Source organism: Enterococcus sp. DIV1224, from assembly GCF_050555455.1.
In the GTDB taxonomy this organism is placed as follows: Bacteria; Bacillota; Bacilli; order Lactobacillales; family Enterococcaceae; genus Enterococcus_B; species Enterococcus_B lactis.
On sequence record NZ_CP187859.1, the window covers coordinates 464,694 to 484,889 of the forward strand.

At 39.3% G+C, this 20,196-nt stretch carries 19 protein-coding genes; 13 read left to right on the plus strand and 6 right to left on the minus strand.

Features of this window, described 5'->3' with window-relative positions:
* The first annotated feature begins 7 nt into the window (after positions 1–7).
* The 5 genes from IGK53_RS02180 (at position 8) to IGK53_RS02200 (ending at position 6,355) form a co-directional block, all read left to right on the plus strand.
* Entirely contained in the window at positions 8–1,357 is a 1,350-nt protein-coding gene (locus IGK53_RS02180) for an aspartate kinase (protein WP_002314502.1), read from the plus strand.
* The gene (locus IGK53_RS02185; RefSeq protein WP_430604939.1) at positions 1,317–2,468 is read left to right on the plus strand and encodes a M20 family metallopeptidase; all 1,152 of its coding nucleotides are present in this window, start codon (positions 1,317–1,319) and stop codon (positions 2,466–2,468) included. The genes IGK53_RS02180 and IGK53_RS02185 overlap by 41 nt, the downstream gene beginning before the upstream one ends.
* Positions 2,443–3,612 (plus strand): pyridoxal phosphate-dependent aminotransferase, encoded by a 1,170-nt coding sequence (locus IGK53_RS02190; protein WP_002291405.1) that lies wholly within the window; start codon positions 2,443–2,445, stop codon positions 3,610–3,612. Before IGK53_RS02185 ends, IGK53_RS02190 begins: the two co-directional genes overlap by 26 nt.
* A 173-nt stretch (positions 3,613–3,785) precedes the next feature.
* The gene (locus IGK53_RS02195; RefSeq protein ID WP_002291406.1) at positions 3,786–5,165 is read left to right on the plus strand and encodes an FAD-dependent oxidoreductase; all 1,380 of its coding nucleotides are present in this window, start codon (positions 3,786–3,788) and stop codon (positions 5,163–5,165) included.
* A 521-nt stretch (positions 5,166–5,686) separates the two neighbouring features.
* Positions 5,687–6,355 carry a DUF421 domain-containing protein gene (locus IGK53_RS02200; RefSeq protein WP_002291407.1) on the plus strand — a complete coding sequence of 223 codons (669 nt, stop codon included), beginning with the start codon at positions 5,687–5,689 and terminating at the stop codon, positions 6,353–6,355.
* 121 nt (positions 6,356–6,476) lie between these two features.
* Here the strand turns inward: IGK53_RS02200 and IGK53_RS02205 are convergent, their stop codons facing one another.
* From IGK53_RS02205 to IGK53_RS02225, 5 genes are all read right to left on the minus strand, one after another.
* Entirely contained in the window at positions 6,477–6,863 is a 387-nt protein-coding gene (locus IGK53_RS02205; protein ID WP_002291408.1) for a hypothetical protein, read from the minus strand.
* Entirely contained in the window at positions 6,835–8,217 is a 1,383-nt protein-coding gene (locus IGK53_RS02210; protein WP_002291409.1) for a Y-family DNA polymerase, read from the minus strand. Before IGK53_RS02210 ends, IGK53_RS02205 begins: the two co-directional genes overlap by 29 nt.
* A 153-nt stretch (positions 8,218–8,370) precedes the next feature.
* Positions 8,371–9,558, minus strand: coding sequence for a galactokinase (locus tag IGK53_RS02215; RefSeq protein ID WP_002291411.1), 1,188 nt, complete (start codon positions 9,556–9,558; stop codon positions 8,371–8,373).
* A gap of 6 nt (positions 9,559–9,564) precedes the next feature.
* The gene (locus tag IGK53_RS02220; RefSeq protein ID WP_002291413.1) at positions 9,565–10,596 is read right to left on the minus strand and encodes an aldose epimerase family protein; all 1,032 of its coding nucleotides are present in this window, start codon (positions 10,594–10,596) and stop codon (positions 9,565–9,567) included.
* Positions 10,597–10,611: 15 nt separating this feature from the next.
* Positions 10,612–12,066, minus strand: coding sequence for a glycoside-pentoside-hexuronide (GPH):cation symporter (locus tag IGK53_RS02225; protein WP_002291415.1), 1,455 nt, complete (start codon positions 12,064–12,066; stop codon positions 10,612–10,614).
* A gap of 174 nt (positions 12,067–12,240) precedes the next feature.
* Between IGK53_RS02225 and IGK53_RS02230 the strand changes: the two genes are divergently transcribed.
* From IGK53_RS02230 to IGK53_RS02245, 4 genes are all read left to right on the plus strand, one after another.
* The gene (locus IGK53_RS02230) at positions 12,241–13,146 is read left to right on the plus strand and encodes an AraC family transcriptional regulator (protein WP_002291417.1); all 906 of its coding nucleotides are present in this window, start codon (positions 12,241–12,243) and stop codon (positions 13,144–13,146) included.
* A gap of 91 nt (positions 13,147–13,237) precedes the next feature.
* Positions 13,238–13,915 carry an NAD(P)H-dependent oxidoreductase gene (locus tag IGK53_RS02235; protein ID WP_002291422.1) on the plus strand — a complete coding sequence of 226 codons (678 nt, stop codon included), beginning with the start codon at positions 13,238–13,240 and terminating at the stop codon, positions 13,913–13,915.
* Positions 13,912–14,082: a hypothetical protein gene (locus tag IGK53_RS02240; RefSeq protein ID WP_002291423.1), complete on the plus strand. Its 171-nt coding sequence runs from the start codon at positions 13,912–13,914 to the stop codon at positions 14,080–14,082. Before IGK53_RS02235 ends, IGK53_RS02240 begins: the two co-directional genes overlap by 4 nt.
* A 113-nt stretch (positions 14,083–14,195) precedes the next feature.
* Entirely contained in the window at positions 14,196–15,092 is an 897-nt protein-coding gene (locus tag IGK53_RS02245; RefSeq protein ID WP_430604941.1) for a LysM peptidoglycan-binding domain-containing protein, read from the plus strand.
* 50 nt (positions 15,093–15,142) lie between these two features.
* Here IGK53_RS02245 and IGK53_RS02250 read toward each other — a convergent pair whose 3' ends face one another.
* Positions 15,143–16,513, minus strand: a complete 1,371-nt coding sequence (locus IGK53_RS02250; protein ID WP_002314512.1) for an amino acid permease — start codon at positions 16,511–16,513, stop codon at positions 15,143–15,145.
* A 238-nt stretch (positions 16,514–16,751) separates the two neighbouring features.
* Between IGK53_RS02250 and IGK53_RS02255 the strand changes: the two genes are divergently transcribed.
* The 4 genes from IGK53_RS02255 to IGK53_RS02270 all read left to right on the plus strand — a co-directional run bounded on the left by IGK53_RS02255 (position 16,752) and on the right by IGK53_RS02270 (position 20,178).
* A complete protein-coding gene (locus IGK53_RS02255) occupies positions 16,752–17,498 on the plus strand; it encodes a metal ABC transporter ATP-binding protein (protein WP_002329588.1) in 747 nt (248 codons plus the stop codon).
* Positions 17,495–18,334, plus strand: coding sequence for a metal ABC transporter permease (locus IGK53_RS02260; RefSeq protein ID WP_002308137.1), 840 nt, complete (start codon positions 17,495–17,497; stop codon positions 18,332–18,334). Before IGK53_RS02255 ends, IGK53_RS02260 begins: the two co-directional genes overlap by 4 nt.
* Positions 18,335–19,285 carry a metal ABC transporter substrate-binding protein gene (locus IGK53_RS02265; RefSeq protein ID WP_002329587.1) on the plus strand — a complete coding sequence of 317 codons (951 nt, stop codon included), beginning with the start codon at positions 18,335–18,337 and terminating at the stop codon, positions 19,283–19,285. It abuts the gene before it with no gap.
* A gap of 140 nt (positions 19,286–19,425) precedes the next feature.
* The gene (locus tag IGK53_RS02270) at positions 19,426–20,178 is read left to right on the plus strand and encodes a hypothetical protein (RefSeq protein WP_002286840.1); all 753 of its coding nucleotides are present in this window, start codon (positions 19,426–19,428) and stop codon (positions 20,176–20,178) included.
* The last annotated feature ends 18 nt before the right edge of the window (positions 20,179–20,196 follow it).

A 20,196-nucleotide genomic window follows, 5' to 3' on the forward strand; every position in this document is an offset into this window, starting at 1 on the left:
TAATACGCTGAAAATAGCAAAATTCGGCGGAACATCGATGTCTCATGAAGAACAATTCAAAAAAGTCCGTACAATTGTTCTTTCAGATCCCAATCGTCAAGTGATCGTTGTTTCTGCTTTAGGCAAACGTACATCAGATGATGACAAAGTAACAGACTTACTTTATTTGATTTATGCCTACCTTCAGCATCATGTTGATTGGACACCCCTTTGGGAAAGGATCTGTGAACGTTTCATTCAAGTAAGAGACCTTCTTGACCTGCAGTTACCTATGGAAGAGGAACTGGCACGCATACAAAAACAACTGGAAGATGAAAAGATAACTGAAGATTATTTAGTAAGCAGAGGTGAATATCTGACTGCTCGACTGATGGCTGAGTATCTTGGTTACCAGTTCATTGATGCAAAGGACCTGCTGTTCTTTGACTATGATGGAAAAATCGATGAGGAAAAAACAGCACAGGAAATCACAAAAGCATTTAAAAGATATCCGAAAATGGTTGTTCCAGGATTTTACGGGGCAAACCCTGCAGGCAAAGAAAAATTATTGGGACGTGGGGGAAGCGACATTACTGGCGCGTTACTGGCGAAAATGCTACAAGCGGCGAGTTATGAGAATTGGACAGATGTTTCAGGAATCATGATGGCTGATCCGAGAATCATCGATCATCCTAAAATCATCGAGGAAATCTCTTTTAGAGAACTGAGAGAGATGGCTTATATGGGGGCTAATGTTCTTCATGAAGCAGCTGTTTTCCCAGTTCAAGAGGCGGATATCCCCATCCAAATAAAAAATACCAATGATCCTTTCGCTCAAGGAACAAAAATATCGAATCACGAAGTGGAAAAGGAAAATGGACTGACAGGAATAGCTGGACGCAAGGATTTTCTTTCGATCACTTTATTCAAACGTCATATGTCCGATGAAATCGGGTTTATCTGGAAAGCAATGAGCATTTTTGCTAAACATGAGATATCAATCGAACATATTCCTTCAGGGATCGACAATATCGGAGTGATCGTCTCAGCAGAAGCGATTGCCGATAAATTATTTCTCATCACGAAAGAATTAAAAGAAACACTTGGCGTGGAAGAAATCGTCGTGATCGAAGACTTAGCTTTGATCTCTGTCGTTGGCGGACCGCATAAAGAATTGATCGGTTTATCTGGAAAAGTGTTATCGATATTGAATAAATTAGAAATTCGCACATCGATCTTATCACAAGGAGCACAGGAGTTGAATCTAATCATCGGTGTACCGAATGATCAGTATGAAACCGTAGTGAAGGGTATCTATGAAGGGATGGTGAATACGGATGCTGAAAGAATATCGAATGGCACTCCATCAAATTCCTGAAATCGGATTTCATGAATTCAAAACAAAAAAATATTTATATGAACAAGTAAAAAATAGTGGAGCCGTTATCCATGAAATCGGCGAAACAGGACTGCTTCTTTATTTTGATAATCAACAAGAAGAAACGATTGCTTTTCGAACAGATATCGATGCACTGCCAGTCAAAGAAGAAACAAATCTCTCTTTTGCTTCTAAGCATGAAGGGTATATGCATGCATGTGGTCATGACGGACATGTGGCGATGCTTTTAGGGTTGACCGACTTTATAACTGAACACATCGAGGAGCTTATTTATAATGTAGTACTGATCTATCAGCCATCAGAAGAAATTTCCGGCGGCGCACAAAGTGTTATTCAGTCAGGATTGTTAGATAAATATGAAGTACAAGCAATATTTGGCTTTCATCTATGGCCTGGACTAGCGAAAGGAGAAGTTTTTTCTCGACCAGGACCTTTGATGGCACAAAGCAGTGAAACAGACATTATCATCAAGGGCCAGTCCGCGCATATTGCTTCTAGTGAAAAAGGAATCGATAGTCTGGAGGCAGCTGTACGATTTTTGAAAAATGTTTATGATTTTGATCGGCAATTACCGGCAGAGTGGAATCATCTAATGAAATTTGGTCAAATCCAAGGTGGAACGATCCGAAATGTTTTAGCTGGAGAAGTTATTGTATCCGGAAGTATCCGTTCTTACAGTTCAGATATGCAAAATTATTTGAAGAGGGGATTAGCCCATTTAGCAGAACAGTTTCACTCTGCAGCTACTATTTCTTTCCGCTATAATGACGGCTATCCAGCTGTAATCAATCATAGAGGCTTATACGCAGCATTGTCGGATTCAAACAAACTACATGAATTAGAGGATCCAGTTCTTCAAGCCGAAGATTTTGGCATATATACGCAACAATATCCATGTGTATTTTTCTTTTTAGGTGTCGGTGATACCCCTGCTTTACATGATCCGACGTTCGATTTTGATATGGATGTTTTAGAAAATGGTGTAGAATGGTACAAAACGATTCTTTTTACAGAAAATCTTCTTGAAGAAATCGATAGCAGTTCAAAAGAGGAGCGAGTAAATAATGATGAATTTATCCAATCGATTTAATCCTAGGCTTTCTAGAATAGAAGTATCTAAAATACGGCAATTCGATCAGCAAATATCGTCGATACCAGATGTGATCAAGCTCACCTTGGGAGAACCGGATTTTCCGACTCCCGAACATGTCAAACAAGCCGGAATAACAGCGATTGAAGAAGACTTTTCTCACTATACCGGAATGAGAGGACTGGAGGAACTGCGGGAAGCTGCTTGTATGTTTCAGCAGCAGCGTTATGGATTAACTTATGATCCGCAAACGGAAGTTTTGACGACGGTTGGTGCAACGGAAGCGATTGCTTCTGCATTGTTATCTGTTTTAGAAGAAGGAGACAAGGTTCTTATTCCAGCGCCTGCTTATTCAGGATATCAGCCATTAGTGGAACTAGCTGGTGCTGAATTGATCCCGATAGATACTTCTGACACAGGGTTTGTCTGTCAGCCGGAACAATTTGAACGAGCATTTGAACAATATGGATCAGCTATCAAAGCAGTCATTTTAAATTATCCTAACAATCCCACTGGGACGACATTGTCTGCAAGCCAGTTGGAAGCAATCGCTGAAGTTTTAAAAAAATATCCGGTATTTGTTATAAGTGATGAAGTATATGCTGAATTGACTTACAGTGGAACGCATATGTCCATAGCTGCTTATCTTCCGGAACAAACAATCGTGATAAGCGGGCTATCCAAGTCACATGCGATGACTGGTTGGCGAGTGGGGTTTATTTTTGCTCAAAAAGCCCTTATTGACGAACTAATTAAAGTCCATCAATATCTGGTGACTGCGGCTACAACGATGTCGCAAAAAGCTGCGGCTGAAGCGCTAATAAATGGAGTAAAAGATAGCGAGAACATGAAAGAGCAATATCAAACACGAAGAGACTATCTGGTCCAGCAATTGGCGCCTTTAGGATTTGAAGTGACTCAGCCAAACGGTGCATTTTATTTATTTTGCAAACTCCCAGTTGTCATTCAAACCGACTCTTGGCAGTTTTGTGTAGACTTAGCGGAACAGGCAAAAGTTGCGTGTATCCCTGGCATTGCATTTGGCCCAGAAGGAGAAGGCTATATACGAATTTCTTATGCTAGCAGTATGGAAAACTTACATGAAGCGTGCAAACGGATCAAAGACTTTTTAACAGAACGGTGATTCATGAATTTTCTCAAAAAACAATCGGCATCTTCGCGGTATATTCTGCAAGCTGCCGATTGTTTTTTAAATTTGGTTCAAATGAACGCGTTTCTTTTGATTCATAACTGATGTAATGTTAAGTTTAAATTGTTTAGAATGATTTTAAAAGAATATTCAAGGAGGTTTCATCAATGGAAAAAATCAAAGTTGTCATTGTAGGTGCATCTCATGGAGGGCATCAATCGATCTTGGAACTATTGACACGATACGGTGAAAATGTAGATATCACGCTATTTGAAGCAGGAGACTATGTTTCCTTCATGTCATGCGGTATGGAGCTGTATCTAGAAGACAAGGTAACAGATGTAAATGATGTACGTAATTTCAGACCAGAAAACTTTCCGCAATCCAATGTTCATATTTTAAATAATCACGAAGTAAAAACGATCGATGCAGATAAAAAAACAGTAACGGTTACTAGCGCATCAGATAACGAAACAAAAGAATATCCTTATGATAAATTGATCTTGAGTTCTGGTGTCAAACCAAACAATTTGCCAGTACCAGGGGCAGATTTAGAAAATGTCTACTTGATGCGTGGATACAATTGGGCAACCAAAATCAAAGAAAAATTAAATGATCCGGCTATTAAAAAAATCGCTGTCGTAGGTGCTGGTTACATTGGGATCGAAGCAGCAGAAGCAAGCCGAAAAGCTGGGAAAGAAGTCGTCTTGCTTGATGTGATCGACAGACCCTTAGGCACTTATTTAGATGCTGAGATGACAGACATTTTAGAACAACACCTAAATGAAAACGGTATTGAAGTTTTGACAAACGCCAAAATCGAAGCCTTTACCGGAAACGGAAAAGTGGAAGCAATCAAAACAAGTGAAAAAGAAATCCCAGCAGATTTAGTCATCCAAGCTGCTGGTGTGAAGGCAAATACTGAATGGTTAAAAGGGATCGTCGACTTAGATGAACGTGGCTGGATCCAAACGAATGAATACTTGCAAACAAATCTTCCAGATGTGTATGCAGTAGGAGATGCTACACTTGCTTATTCTATCCCAGCACGCAAAAAAATGCCGATCGCTTTAGCGACTGTTGCACGTAGAGAAGCACGTTATGTAGTAAAACATCTTTTTGAAGAAGTACCAAACAAACCGTTCGGCGGAGTCGTAGGTTCCTCCGCATTAAGTGTCTTCGACTACCATTTTGCAGCAAGCGGATTGAATAGCTTCACTGCAGCAAAAGCAGGAGTAGATGTACGAGTGTCTTATTATGAAGATACGTTACGACCAAAATATGTACCAGAAGAACAAGGAAATCCAAAAGTGTCCATCCAATTATTCTCAGATCCAATGACCCATCAATTGCTAGGAGGAGCAGTATTATCTACCTATGATGTTACAGGTCAAGGAAATGTGTTGGCACTAGCGATACAAAATAAACTGACTTTAGAAGAACTGGCAGAAGCCGACTTCTTCTTCCAACCAGGTTTTGACCGACAATGGAGCATGTTGAATCTAGCCGCTCAACAAGCACTAGGAGAAGAACCATTTGTAGAATAAGGAAACGAAATATTTGAAAAGAGGTTGTGACAGAAGTGGTCAGCTTCAAGAAATAAGAAGGAATTGACGGAAATTGCTTCTCAAATTTTTGTGAAATTTCGGCTTATTTCCGTAGAAGCTACTTCTGGAACACCGTGTATCAGAGGTTGTGAAAAAGCTGCCCTGCATCAAGTAATAAGAACAGTCAAGTAAAAACAGCTTCTTATGTTTTTAACTTGGTTGGACTTATTACCGCAGATGCAAGCTTTTGAACACCGTTTACCAAGAGGTTGTAAAATCAGTGTTTTGAACTGAGTATTAGAGAAACAAACGGCAAAATAGTTCCTCATATTTTGCCGTTTTTTGAGCGAATATCGAGGGGCAGTTGATTGAACACCCTTTGTTCGGAATAAGGAACTGTGACACGACTCGTGTCACAGTCCTTTTTTTAGTGAAAGGATACATTTCTTCCTTGTATATTCCATGCGTGTTTGAGAGAAAGCATATATAATTTAATTAACAGATAGTTAGGGGGAGAAAGAATGGTTTTTTCAATCACAATGAAACTGGTATTCGGATTGATCGGCTTGTTATTAGTGGTGCGTTTGCTTGGGAAGAAATCCATGTCGGAAGTCACACCATTTGATTTAGTCTATACGCTTGTTTTAGGGGGGATCTTAGAAGAATCAACCTATGATGACAATGTCCATGTAGGTCATGTCCTATTTGCCATTGCGCTTTGGGCAGTAATGATTTATGGCATCGAACGTATCGTCCAAAAAAATGAAAAAGTCAATCGCTGGGTTAAAGGCGAGCCCTCTGTTTTAATCAAAGACGGCGTCATCAACATGACAGAGTTGGCAAATAACCATATCGAGATGGAGCAGTTGCGAGCAATCTTAAGACAGCAGGAATGCTTTTCTCTTGAAAATGCCAAACATGTTATCCTAGAGAATGCCGGTCAAATGAGTGTATTGAAAAAATCAGATGATGACAAAGCTTTGTCGATCTTGCTAGTGGATGAAGGACAAATCCAGCATAAAGTACTTCAATCCAATCAACTAGATGAATCGTGGCTTCTGGAGAATTTGAAGAAAGAAGGCTATGCAGACGTAAAACAGCTGATTTATGTCGAATGGTCAGAAGAAAAAGGGTTCTACGTACTAAACAAAGAAGATGTGATGCATGAGTCTTACCGGATAGATGGATAGACAGAGGTTGTGAAATCAGCGCTTTGACTTGATACTCAAAACTAAGCGACTTTTTCGCAACCTCCACTAAACGGTGTTCAATCAGCTAATAATAAGATCAAAACGCTGATTGAACAGCCTCTCATGTCACAAACCATTTTTTTGTTTCTTTTAACTCAATATGCCGTACATCTTCCCAAACTATCGGCTGATGGTCGATCATAAAATAATCTTCATAGGCTTCACCAATGAAATGACCTTCAACCTCATCTAAGAGTCTTCCAAATTCATCTGTTAAATTGAGCTGGATGATTACTGCTTTACGAGATAAAAAAGCTTCTGTCAGTATACTATCGATTTCTTGTAATGTCATTTGTTGTTTAGGGAGAGGTTGTTTGCGTGCTTCTTCTTCATTTTTTTTGATACCGTTGACTAGTTCTTCCATCGCAAAAGCGGTCCCCCATTTTAATCCAAATGGACGATCTCGATACTCGTTATAGTCAATGAATTTTTTTGCTGTCCGTCTCATCTTTTCCACCTTCTAATCCACTCATACCACCTGCATGCCCACCAACGAGAGAGCTACGTGCGATGGCGCGTCCTCCTTGCAAGAGACTATGCGCATGGATGATTGATTTAAAGCCGTATTTTTTTCTGATCGTATCGACTACAAAATCAACTTTCGCTTCATTTATCTGCTTCTCAGGATCTTCAAAAAGGTTAAGCTGTAAACCTGTCGCGTATACGAGGTTGGAACAGTTCACACCTATACGCCGAATATCCTGACAGCGGTAATGCTGGTGGAAAATGGTCAATAAAGCCTCTGCTAGATCTCTGCTAGCATTTGTCGCTTCGATTTTTATTTGCTGGTGAAAACCGGTCTTACCATTTGGATCAAGATAACCTAAGGAGTATCCTACCCATAAGCTGACTACTTGTGCTTTTGCTGCAGATCGTCTCAAGCGGGTGCCGACTTGATCGGCCATTTCTTTGATAACAATCTCGATTTCTTCTTGCCTCGTATAATCTCTATCTAGAATTTGACTATTTCCGATACTTTTTGATTTCGGTATATATTCTTGCCCTAAAAAACTTCGATCGATTCCCCAAGCATGGGCATAAAGCTGAGTACCGATGATCCCTAACGTGCTTTTCAAGTGATAATAATCCGCGTGAGCTAAATCATAAACCGAATGTATACCCATTTGTTTCAGTCGTTTTGCTGTTCGTTTGCCGATTCCCCAAAAGTCAGTGATATCTGAGATTGTCCATAACTTTTCTGGGACATCTTCATAACGCCATTCAGCAATCATTTGTTTTCCGTCTTTTGAGCCATTATCTAAGGCTAGTTTAGCAAGTAGTGGGTTATCGCCTATTCCTATAGTCGTGTAGATTCCGGTCTGTTCAAATACATCTTTATGGATCAGTTTAGCCATGTCGTACGCATTCGTTTTACCAAAGAGTGCCATGCTATTTGTTACATCAAGGAAGCTTTCATCAACGGAATAGACATGATGGTTCGCTTCATCTGCATATTTTTTATAGATAGTATTGATTTCTCTGTTTTTTTCCATATAATAGGCCATCCTTGGAGCAACAATATATAAATCACTTGGATAGGGGAAGGGTAAATCTCTGGCACGACTGATATTGGTGATGCCGTACGCTTTTTTTGCTGCAGGACTGGAAGCCAAGATTAATCCGCTACCCCGTGTTTCTGTCGAATCAGACGGATAGGACATTACTACTAATTTAGTTGTAAGGGGATCAAGATCCTTTTCCACGCACTCTACGGAGGCGTAAAAAGATTTGCAGTCAATACATAAAATATCTCGTGAAGGTTCTTTTTCATAAACAAATACTGGATTTTGATTCGCCCACATAACAATCACCTCTTCTACATAATTAGAACATATGTTCCCTTTTTGTGTCAATAAAAAACAGCAATTTTCAAATGTGAGCCTTTTGCTCATGTTTGAAAATTGCTGAGAGGTTTTTTGTATCTGTTTATTTAGCTGTGTTCATTGATTTTTCTATCAAACATGAACGGCTTCTGGATCAATCTTTGTTGTCCCATTTCCAATGTGTGCAACATAAAATTCTGGAGCATAGCCGACAACTTTCATATATTCATCATAGACATTGTTTTTGAAGGCAGGTATATTTTCTTCTTTGACAAGAGCAATCGCACAGCCACCAAATCCAGCTCCTGTCATTCGTGCACCTAAGACACCTGCTTGTTTTTGAGCAGCGTCCACTAGTGTATCTAACTCGATCCCAGTCACTTCATAATCATAGCGAAGAGAGTGGTGAGAATCATTTAGCAGTTGTCCAAATGCTTCCAAGTTTCCAGCTTCTAATTCAGCTTTTGCTTTCAAAGTACGTTGATTTTCATAAACAGCATGACGAGCTCTGCGTATCAATGTATCATCACCGATTTGGTCAATAGTTGATTCAAATTCTTCTTCATCTAAGTCTCCTAAAGAAGAGATAGGTAAAGTTTTTTGCAAACGTGCCAAGGCTTCTTCGCATTCGCTGCGACGTTCATTGTATTTTGAATCTGCCAATTCCCGACGTTTATTCGTATTCATGATGACGATTGCATAACCATCTAGTTTCACTGGGACCATTTCATATTTCAGCGTATTTGTATCTAACAAAATCGCATGATCTAGCTCACCGAAGCCGATGGCAAACTGATCCATGATACCTGAATTGACACCGATGAATTCATTTTCTACTTTTTTACCCGTTTGGACTAGTTCCAAACGATCCGTTTTTAAATCAAACAGATCTTCTAATACAACACCTACCAATAATTCTAATGAAGCACTACTGGAAAGTCCTGCACCGTTAGGAATTGTTCCTTCCACCAACAACTCAAATCCATGATCAATTGGGTGTCCAGCTTCTTTTAATTTAAGGACCATTCCTTTTACGTAGTTTGCCCAATTTGCTTTTTTATCATATTCTAGCTCATCTAAAGTAAAACTGATGACGCCGATATCATCAAAGTTTGTGGAATAAACTAATATTTTATTATCGTCTCTAGGTGCGGCGACACCTTGCGTTCCATAAGTGATGGAAGCAGGGAAGACATGACCGCCATTGTAATCAGTGTGCTCACCAATCAAATTGATGCGACCTGGCGAGAAGTATTGTGTCGTTTTTTTAGGGCCGAATGTTTCGGCAAATTTTGTGTTTAAGCTTCTTTTGATTTCCATGATGAGTTATTCCTCTCTTGTTTTGATTTTGAATTCTGTCACTGTTTCAAATGTTGTTCCGGCTTTTAAATGAATCGAACCAAATGCTGAGAAGCGCTCTGCCCCTGGAGCTGTTTGAGTCTCAAATGTGATGCCGCCGTGATGTGCCAGTTTTCGACCACGCATTTCTGGTGTTTCTGGACCGAAATTTGCAGTGAAAATAACCATACTAGAAGCATCTGTAGCGATATCTACTTGGATTTTTTTATCCGGACTAGTCAAGCGAGCAGCTTCTTTATCCAAGCCAGATTCTTTTAAGAAAAATGGATGATCGATTCCGTCAACGAGTTCTTTTTGATCCAAATCACTAGCAAAAACGGACGCTAGTTTTTTAGGCGTTTGAAAATCGAAAGCATTTCCTGCAGTATTTTCTTTTACTCCTATAGGAATACTGTCTGCTCGTAAAGGAGCGTAAGCTTCACTATTGAGCCAAAGCTCATGTTGATCGATCGTTTGAGAAGCATCTCCCGTCAAGTTGAAGTAGACATGATTTGTCGGATTGAATAAAGTATCTTGATCACTGATGCCGCGAGTGGTCACCCGCCAGATATTATCTTGTGTCAAAGTATAACGGACTTCCACATCCAATGTACCTGGAAAACCATGTTCTCCGTCGGGACTTGTAGTAGTAAAAATGACAGAAGCTTCATTTTCGCCATTCAAAATGACATAAGACCATTTTTTTAATTCAAATCCAGGAGAACCACCATGCAGATTATGCCCAGTTTTTGGATCTATAGCTAATTGGTAAGTTTTTTCATTGAGAGAAAAGCGGCCATTTTCGATCCTCCCTGCGGTGCGACCGATAGATGCGCCGATATACGGGTCTTTTTCGATATATTCTTCAGCGGTGTCAAATCCCAAAACTAATTCTTGATCATTTGTTTTTAAACGAACGATCCTAGCACCTAAATCAGAGACAGAAAGTACTAGCTTGTTTTTATTCTCAAAGGTTATCAAATGATAACCTTGGCCGAAATCTTTTTCTGTAATCTTCATTTTCAAGATCCTTTCTTAATGTGAAGGAACTACTGCATCGTGAAGTTCATCTTCCATTGTATCAGCTGGAGCCAATTTGTTTTCTAATTCCTCAACGATTTGTGCATGTTTTTTCTCTGTCAATGTAATCTTCCAAGCAAAAATAATAGCGGAGAAAATCATCAAAGCAGCAGGAGCATAGAATGCATAAGCTTTGAAAGTCGTTACGCCATGAGCAGTGATATCAGCAGCAGTAGCATTACCAGTCATCCCAGAAGCGATAGCGACAAACCCTACGATCCCGTTAGACAAAGCACCAGCAATTTTATCTAGTAAAGGACGAATAGAGAGAGTAACAGCTTCATTACGGATACCATTTTTCCATTGACCATATTCAACAGAGTCTGTGATTGTCATCAAAGCGGATAAGAAAATCAATTGTTGAGGGAAGTAGAACAATACTAACCCGATGATAACGATTGGCAAACTTGAACCTGCGATCGTAAAGAAAAAGTAGGAAGAAATCATCATTGCAATCCCGCCAAGGTAAACATAGCGACGAGAGATGACGCGTGTAAGCATTGGGAATAATGGGACAGCTATTAAACCAAGTAAGGCAGCAACTAGACCAACGATCCAAAATTCAGTTGGTTGGCCAAGTACATATTTGAAGAAGTAGAACAATACGGCAGTCGTTGTTACATTAGCAATCGCATAAGCGATATAAGCAAGGGCAAGCCACATCAATTGATCGTTTTGAGCAACTGCTTTGAACACATCTTTGATTCCGGCTTTTTCATTTTGTTGACGGATCGCAGTATCGACTTCTTTTGTTCCCAAGGCAGTGATAATCGCAGTGCCGCCTGAAATAACAGCGGCAATCACACCGAACCAGAACCAACCTGAAGCGCCTTCAATATGTTTATGAGTAACAAGATAGGTAAAGAAAGTAACGATAGGGACAACGACTAGTGTAGTACCATTTGCACCTAGAGAAGAGCCGAAACGAGCAAACGTAGCAAATTTTTCACGTTCCTTTGTTTCCGTGCTCAAAGCAGGAATCATTGACCAAAAAGCGATATCCTTAAATGAATAAAAACTATCCAACAAGATGAAAACGATTGCAAATAATATGATAAATAAAGTCGTATTATGAGTAGCTAAGCCAAAGAAATTGGTAAAGATTGCTACCAAGAGTACAGAACTAACAATACCACCGATAACTAACCATGGTTTGAATTTGCCATATTTTGTACGGGTATTATCAATAACGCCACCAATTAAAGGATCAAAAATAATTTCAACTAAGCGAATACCTACAACTAAGCTTGTAACTGTAGCAATCATTTTTGCATTCGTTGCCTTATCTGTTCCTGCAAACATCTGGCTTGTCACGAATACCATAAAATAAGTGCTTAATGTAACATAGAATGTGTCGTGTCCAAAAGCGCCTAAAGCGTAGGACATACGTTGGATCATTTTGCTTTTCATAATCTGTATTCCTCTCCTGTTCAATATATAATACTAAGTAAACCGGTTACAACGAATAACAAAGATCTTTTAATGACTTAAACTTAACAAGAAATCGCTTCCTTTTTAATATATTTCTGTGACTTTTATTTAACTTTTTGTTGCATTATACTAAAGAAGTAAGGAGGGGAAGAAATGGAGCAATCGATTTTTTTAAAAAAGGAACATCAACAAGTAGAAAAAGAATTGTATTTTGATTTTTGCGGCTTCTCTAAAACGATGCCGTTTCATTCTTTTGGTCCTGCTATTCGCAATGATTACATCTTACACATCGTGATGGAAGGTAAAGGATCTTATCATGTGAAAAACCAACAGTTTCAATTGAAAAAAGGAGATCTATTCTTGATTCGTCCAGGAGACTCGACATTTTACTTATCAGATGGGGAAGATCCATGGATGTATTGCTGGCTTTCTTTCGGTGGACATGCGGCAGAAGAAATCATCCGGCAGTCGCTTTTCAGAGAAGACCAGTACACGATGGTCTCTTCCGATATACAAAAATATATCGACATTATTTTAGAATGCATGAAAGATACGGAAGAAACCTTGGAAAATGAATTACAGTTAACAGCACTAACCTACCGTTTTTTATCAGTCCTTTTAAAAGACGGCGGAAAGATCAGCGGTGGCATACAAAAAGTTCATTCCTCTTTAGCTGTTGAGACAGTCAAATACATCGAGGCACATTACGCGGAAAATTTATCTGTTGAGGAAATCGCCCAGCATTTAGCTGTCAACCGGAGTCACTTGTCACGAGTATTCAAAAATCATATGGGTACCAGTATCAAGGAATATTTGATTGGGGTACGGATTAATCGAGGGGCGTTTCTTCTTTCCCTGACGGATGAATCCGTGGAAAGCATTGCCTATCAAGTAGGGTTCAATAGTCTAGTCGTATTTAGCCGAATGTTCAAAAAAAGTACCGGAGAAACGGCTACGAACTATCGTAAACGGATGAAAAACGAAAATTTCAAGAATATTGCTTTGGATACTTTGAAAAAACAGTTGGAAAAACAAACTGCAGTCTCTTGGACGACCTAATTTGCTTGGACAAAAGGACAAGCATCGGCAAAAGAAACTTGTGGCGGTTATGCTACACTGTAAAACGAAGACTAAAAAAGGAGGAGAAGGGATGCGTACACTTATCATCATCAGCCATCCAACGATGGAGGAATCTCTGAATCAGCAATTTTTCAAAGAAGCTTCTTCCGGTTTATCCGTTACTTGGCATCATTTAGAATCAAGTTATCCAGATGGAAAGATAGATGTAAAGGCTGAGCTACAGCTTCTGGCACAGCATGATCGAATCATTTTCCAGTTTCCATTTTACTGGTATAGTTCCCCTGCTCATTTAAAAATTTGGCAAGATAATGTTTTGGAACAAGCAGCACATGTATTAGAAGGAAAAGAATTAGGAATCGTATTGACAACAGGTGTGGCGGAAAAGGAATACCAAGCTGGAGGGAAAGAAGAATATACGATCTCCGAATTTTTGAGACCATATCAGCGAATCGCAAACAAATTCCATATGACCTATCTTCCGCCATTCGTTTTAGCACAATTTATGTATTTATCCCAAGAAAAACGTTGGGAGAAGCTAATTGCTTATCAGCAGTATCTCTCATTGGAAGGGAAGCCATCGCTTACTCAACGGATTGACTGGTTTATTCAAAGAGTACAGGGAAATCAGAAAATGCAGGAAGAAGATTCGGAAAAACAAACATATATCATAGAAGCACTGACTGACGCAAAAGAGCAAATCGAAGACTTGACCTTTACACTGCAAGAAATGAAAGGAACTTCATTATGACAAATGAATGGTTGATCCAACAATTAGATGAATTAAGTGAAAAATCAGAATATCAAGACCGTGCACTCTTATATGAGATAAAGAAACTGATGGCTGAGATAGATGAACGAACAACACAGTTGCAAGGAGAAATCGACGGACGATCTTGGAATCATCTCAACTGGTGAAATTTTCTTATAAATAACAAGGATAAAAATGTGCACAATGACAATTATTTGCTACAATAAGAATATGAAGCGTTTGATAACGCTGTTATACATAAAAATTGGTGGTGAAAAAAATGTATGATGAAAATGAGTGGGGAGAAAATGTTCGGATGACCCGAAGAAGACAGCAAAAACAGGCAGCACGTAAGCGGATGATCATGATTGGGGCAGCAATTGCCGTTTTTTTGATCATAGTAGGAGGAATAGCGGGGCTGTATTTTCACGGGAAAAATTCGTCAGATGCAAAAAGCACGACCGTAACGGAAACAACGACAAAGAAAACAGATGCGAAACAAACAAGTGAGGCATCGACTGAAACAAAAGAAACACAAACTTCTGAAGAAAAAACAGCAGATGATTTGTCAGAGCAACTCCAAGCAATCGTCAATGATTATTCGAAAAAGATGGAAGAAAAGACGCCTGTGTTGATTGAAGAATACCAAACAGAAATCCAGGGAAATCAGGAGGGCATAGCTGGTTTATCCGCAGTTGCTAACCAAAAAGCACGTGAGCTCCAAGCTATCTCCGACGAAGGGATCGGAAAGTTACGTGCAGCGTATCAGTTAGCAGATAATAAAGACGGTGTAGCCTTAGATACCTTGATCAATCAGCTATCGGCTAACTATACGAATCATGTCGCTAAGATTTCCGACATATATTTGCAGACGAGCGCTTCTCTTCAAGCAGAGTCAACAAGCACACAAGAAACAGCATCTTCTGAGTCTGAGACGATAGAATCAACAGAAGCTTCTGGAATGCAAGCTCGAACAACGCAAGACACAACAGAAAACACTGAAACGACTACTAGCAGTACGACGTCACAGGCTGCGACAACTGTTGTTTTGGAAGGAGAAGGCCCAAATCAAATAGCCGAACGAACTGGCGTACCAGTAGAAACGATTTTGTCACTGAATGGGATGAGTATGGATGACTATTTCCTGACTCCCGGTGAGACACTAAAATTGAATTGATAAAAGCAATAAAAAGAACGAAGACTCCCTTGATGGAAGCTTCGTTCTTTTTATTTGGCGGTTCTTTTTTCACGTATAAAGTAATGGATCGTCATGTAAAGCAAGAAAACGAGACCAATGATCAAAGAAATTCTAGTTTCAGGATTGATAAACATGAAAATCAACACGATAGCTAAAAAAGCAAGTGTCGCATAATTCGTGTAAGGAGACAGCGGCATTTTAAAAGGATGATCATGCATTTTATCTGCGTGAGTCTTTTTGAAGCGAATCTCACTGATCAAAATCACCACCCAAGGAACCATACCAGGTAAAATACTTGAACTGTATACGAAGACAAAGATATTTTCGGACTGGTTAATGAACATTGGCAGAAGATAGTTTAAGATCAAACCAATCAAGATTCCGCCTGAGATGGCTACGACAGGGTAAAAAGGCGCACCATGACGAGATAATTTCAGAAACTTTTTAGACATCTTTCCATTCATCGCAAGTGTATAGACCATACGGCTTGCACTAAAAATGCCTGAATTGCAACCTGATAATGCCGCTGTAATCACGACAAAATTGATCAACCCTGCAGCAAATGTAATGCCGATTTTAGAAAAAGTTTGGACAAAAGGCGAGCCAATCTCACTCAATTGATTCCACGGATAAATACTCACGATGATAAAAATGGCACCAATATAAAAAATCAAGATTCGACCGATAGTGGATTGAACAGCTTCAATGATCGTCTTTTTAGGATTCTCTGCTTCGCCAGCAGTCATTCCGATCAGTTCGATCCCTTGATAGGAAGCAACGACGATCGATAATGCAAAGAAAAAGCCTTTGACACCGCCAGTGAAGAATCCACCGTTTTTCCAAAGATTTGAGATCCCTACCGCCTGGCCATGATTACCAAATCCAAATAAAATCACCCCAAGACCTGCAATGATCATCAAAATGATTGTTATGACTTTGATGATCGAAAACCAAAATTCTAATTCGCCAAACGCTTTGACAGAAATAAGATTTGCCAGCATAAGAAATAAGACGACAATGATGCCGGGAATAATTGCTGGCAGATTGGGCCACCAATAATTCATATAAGATCCTACAGCGATTACTTCACTTATCCCTACGACAATATATTGAAAAATATTACTCCAAGCGGTCAAGTAGCCAGCCACAGGATGGATGTACTCGCTCGCGTAGTTTGCAAAAGAACCAGTCGAAGGATCGACGTAAAGCATTTCGCCTAAAGCACGCATAATCAAATACAAAAAGAATCCTGCAATCGCATAAGCTCCCATCACTGAGGGCCCTGTCCAGCGTATGGTTGAGGAGGCACCCATAAACAGACCGACGCCGATCGTTCCACCTAGTGCGATCATTTGGATATGACGGGCACTAAGACTTCGAGTTAACTTTTCTTCTTCCATACAAAAACTCCTTTCGTTGTTGAGTCAACAGGAAAAATAATTAAACGTTTCAATAGATAGTTGTATTATTTTTAGGTTAGCCTTATTGAACTCTTGATGTGATTCTACAGAAAATTTTCATAAAATGCGAGGAAAATTCGAAAAAAACTTTTTCATCTTTCTACTTGTAAATGCTTTCCTTTTTAGTTAAACTATATTTAAATAAAAAGTTAGGGGAACCTAAAAAGGAGTGTAGGATTTGGAACGAACGGCCATTGCAATTCAAGACCTTTCAGCCGCTTATCAAGGGAAAACTGTTTTGAAAACCATCAATTTAACAATAAAGTCACAAAAAATCACTGGTATCATCGGACCAAATGGCGCAGGAAAATCAACATTCATGAAAGCATTGCTAGAGTTGATACCAGCTTCTACTGGTAAAGTCACTTTTTCAGGACAGCCAGTAAAATCAGTCCGTAAAAAAATAGCCTATGTGGAGCAGCGAAGCGAATTGGATCTTTCCTTTCCAATCGATGTGTTAGGCGTTGTACTTTTAGGGACATATCCATCTTTACGAATCGGACAGCGGCCCGGGAAAAAAGAAAAAGAACGAGCAAGACAAGCATTAAAAAAAGTAGGGATGGAAGACTATGCCAAAAGACAGATCAGCGAACTATCGGGTGGTCAGCTTCAGAGAGTTTTTATTGCACGAGCTCTAGCTCAAGATGCAGAGTGGATCTTTTTAGATGAACCATTCGTAGGAATCGATGCATTGAGTGAACGAAAAATCTTTGACATCTTGCAAGAGTTGAAGAATTCAGGAAAAACGATTCTGATCGTCCATCATGATCTTCATAAAGTAGAAGAATATTTCGATGAAGTTGTTCTTTTAAATAAACAGCTGATCGCTTCTGGTCCAGTACAAGAAGTCTTTACATCAAAGAATCTTCAACTGGCCTATGGTGAGATCATCGGACATTTAGTAAAAGGAGGAGAGAAAAAATGATCCAATCTTTTATTGATGGATTGATGAATTATCAATTTCTACAATATGCTTTGGTCACTTCCATGCTTGTAGGACTGGCTTCTGGAGTCATCGGTTCCTTTATTATTTTACGTGGGATGTCTTTGATGGGAGATGCTATCTCTCACGCAGTTCTTCCAGGTGTAGCCATTTCTTATATGTTTGGTTTTAGTTACATTTTTGGAGCCACTGCTTTTGGGATGTTGACAGCAGCGGTGATTGGTTTCGTGACACAGCGGAGCCGATTGAAAAATGATACAGCGATCGGGATTGTCTTTAGTTCGTTTTTTGCATTAGGAATCATCTTGATTTCATATGCTCAAAGTGCGACAGACTTGTATCATATTTTATTTGGGAATGTCTTAGCTGTTAGGGAGAGCGATCTGCTGCTGACAGCACTAGTCAGCGGAATCGTCTTGATATTTGTTTTTTTCTTTTATAAAGAATTGAAGATCACATCATTCGATCCAACAATGGCAAAAGCTTATGGGCTGAATACGTCACTGATCCATTATCTTTTAATGTTCTTTTTGACATTAGTCGCTGTAGTTAGTTTGCAGACGGTAGGAACGATCTTGGTGATTGCCATGTTGATCACACCAGCTGCCACAGCTTACTTGTTGACGAACCATTTATTGAAAATGATTATCACGGCTGCAGGGATCGGTATGTTCAGTGCCGTTGTCGGCGTATTTTTCAGTTATAGTTACAATTGGCCATCAGGAGCCACGATTGTTTTAGCATGTACCGCATTTTTTATCCTTGCTTTTTTATTCTCACCAACAAAAGGAATTTTATTTCAGAAAGGAAGCAGATAGATGAAAACAAAGAAATCACTCTTTTTGATCCTGGCAATTAGTTTATTAGCGTTAGTTGGCTGCGGAAAGCAAACTTCAGATCAAGCAGACGAAGTAAGTAAAGAAAAGCTGTCAGTCGTGGCAACCAATTCGATCTTGGCAGATATGGCAAAAGAGGTCGGAACAGATAAAATAGATATCCACAGTATCGTACCAGTCGGAACAGATCCGCATGAATATGAAGTACTACCAGAAGACATCAAAAAGGCAAGCGACGCAGATGTCATTTTATACAACGGATTGAATCTTGAAACAGGTAACAGCTGGTTCGATAACTTGATGGAAACAGCTAAGAAAGAAGAAGGAAAAGATTATTTTGCAGTTAGCAAAAATGTAGAACCTCTTTATTTAACTAGCGGGGAAGAACATACAAAAGCGGATCCTCATGCTTGGCTAGACCTATCTAACGGAATAAAATATGTGCAGGAAATCGCACGTATATTCTCTGAAAAAGATGCAGAAAATGCGACACATTATAAGCGAAATGCAGAAACATATGTGGAAAAACTAAAAGAATTAGATACACAAGCGAAGGAAAGTTTTGCTTCTATCGAAGAGAACAAAAAATTATTAGTAACAAGTGAAGGAGCATTCAAATATTTTTCAAGGGCTTATGATTTGCCAGCAGCATATATATGGGAAATCAATACAGAAAGCCAAGGCACGCCTGACCAAATGAAAGCAATTATTGATCAGGTAAGAGCAAAAGAAGTGCCAGTTTTATTCGTGGAAACCAGTGTAGATCCAAGAAGTATGGAGCGAGTAGCAAAAGAAACGGGTTTGGAAATTTATGATAAATTGTTCACTGATTCTATAGCCAAAGAAGGAGAACAAGGAGATTCTTACTATCAGATGATGAAATGGAACATCGAAACAATCCATGAAGGTTTATCCCAAACAAAAGAGAGCTGAAAAACGCAAGGTCTGGCTTAAGGAGCGGACCTTGCGTTTTTTTACAAGAAACCGGAAAAAAATTATGATGTTTTTCGGCGTACAGATACCCTTTTTGAGAAAATTCCGTTATAGTTAGAGTAAGGAAGGAAGGTGTGGCTATGAATTTTACACGTAAAGATAAATATACGATTAAAGAAGAAGTATTTCGATTGATTAGCCAGCAAGAAAATACCGACAAGGATCAAGACCTTCAATTTCTTGAAGCAGAATTAGCTAAATTATTCATAGCAAATCAAAACGAGACAACAGAACCAGATGAAGAGCTGTACATAGGCAAATGGTTGTTTGATGAATTTCAGCCTTTAGATGAAAATACCGGTATCGGTTATTTTGTGTTCCTTTCTCCAGTCGGCTTCACACCTGGCGTATTAGTTAAACAAAACGACGAAATAACCGTCAAAGCATGGCCTGCTTTGTTTTCAGTAATCAAAGCAGAAGGAGTAATCAAAAAGATCCAGTCGGCCTATTATAAAAGTCAATTTATTGCCAACAGCAAATTAATGAATATGTTTTATAACCGTCTAGTAGAAATTGCCAGACCCGGGAAGATCCCGCAAACATTCACGTATACGCAGCAAAAAAATCTCTATGAAGAAGTACTGTATTCCCGTGATCTGTCTGAGTTTTCACCTTGGGAAGAGGTAAGACTCCATGAATTGTTAAGTACAAAACCAGTTTCTTTGAATTTTTTCAACGCATTGGATAACAAAAGAAAATTGATTTCGACAAATTATTGGGAAGTATTTGCTGCAAGAAAAAAATGGATGGAAGAAAAGAAGATTGCTGATCAGCAGATCCAGTTTGTCCAACTGAAAAAAGAAAAACTATATTATGGATTATACAGCCGTTAACAGCAAGCGAGGAAGACC

What these genes read in the sequence shown, in the direction of transcription:
- IGK53_RS02185 (WP_430604939.1), top strand. Translation starts at nt 1,317, where the DNA reads ATGCTGAAAGAATATCGAATGGCACTCCATCAAATTCCTGAAATCGGA.
- IGK53_RS02190 (WP_002291405.1), top strand. Translation starts at nt 2,443, where the DNA reads ATGATGAATTTATCCAATCGATTTAATCCTAGGCTTTCTAGAATAGAA.
- IGK53_RS02195 (WP_002291406.1), top strand. Translation starts at nt 3,786, where the DNA reads ATGGAAAAAATCAAAGTTGTCATTGTAGGTGCATCTCATGGAGGGCAT.
- IGK53_RS02200 (WP_002291407.1), top strand. Translation starts at nt 5,687, where the DNA reads ATGGTTTTTTCAATCACAATGAAACTGGTATTCGGATTGATCGGCTTG.
- IGK53_RS02205 (WP_002291408.1), bottom strand. Translation starts at nt 6,863, where the DNA reads ATGAGACGGACAGCAAAAAAATTCATTGACTATAACGAGTATCGAGAT.
- IGK53_RS02210 (WP_002291409.1), bottom strand. Translation starts at nt 8,217, where the DNA reads ATGTGGGCGAATCAAAATCCAGTATTTGTTTATGAAAAAGAACCTTCA.
- IGK53_RS02215 (WP_002291411.1), bottom strand. Translation starts at nt 9,558, where the DNA reads ATGGAAATCAAAAGAAGCTTAAACACAAAATTTGCCGAAACATTCGGC.
- IGK53_RS02220 (WP_002291413.1), bottom strand. Translation starts at nt 10,596, where the DNA reads ATGAAGATTACAGAAAAAGATTTCGGCCAAGGTTATCATTTGATAACC.
- IGK53_RS02225 (WP_002291415.1), bottom strand. Translation starts at nt 12,066, where the DNA reads ATGAAAAGCAAAATGATCCAACGTATGTCCTACGCTTTAGGCGCTTTT.
- IGK53_RS02230 (WP_002291417.1), top strand. Translation starts at nt 12,241, where the DNA reads ATGGAGCAATCGATTTTTTTAAAAAAGGAACATCAACAAGTAGAAAAA.
- IGK53_RS02235 (WP_002291422.1), top strand. Translation starts at nt 13,238, where the DNA reads ATGCGTACACTTATCATCATCAGCCATCCAACGATGGAGGAATCTCTG.
- IGK53_RS02240 (WP_002291423.1), top strand. Translation starts at nt 13,912, where the DNA reads ATGACAAATGAATGGTTGATCCAACAATTAGATGAATTAAGTGAAAAA.
- IGK53_RS02245 (WP_430604941.1), top strand. Translation starts at nt 14,196, where the DNA reads ATGTATGATGAAAATGAGTGGGGAGAAAATGTTCGGATGACCCGAAGA.
- IGK53_RS02250 (WP_002314512.1), bottom strand. Translation starts at nt 16,513, where the DNA reads ATGGAAGAAGAAAAGTTAACTCGAAGTCTTAGTGCCCGTCATATCCAA.
- IGK53_RS02260 (WP_002308137.1), top strand. Translation starts at nt 17,495, where the DNA reads ATGATCCAATCTTTTATTGATGGATTGATGAATTATCAATTTCTACAA.
- IGK53_RS02265 (WP_002329587.1), top strand. Translation starts at nt 18,335, where the DNA reads ATGAAAACAAAGAAATCACTCTTTTTGATCCTGGCAATTAGTTTATTA.
- IGK53_RS02270 (WP_002286840.1), top strand. Translation starts at nt 19,426, where the DNA reads ATGAATTTTACACGTAAAGATAAATATACGATTAAAGAAGAAGTATTT.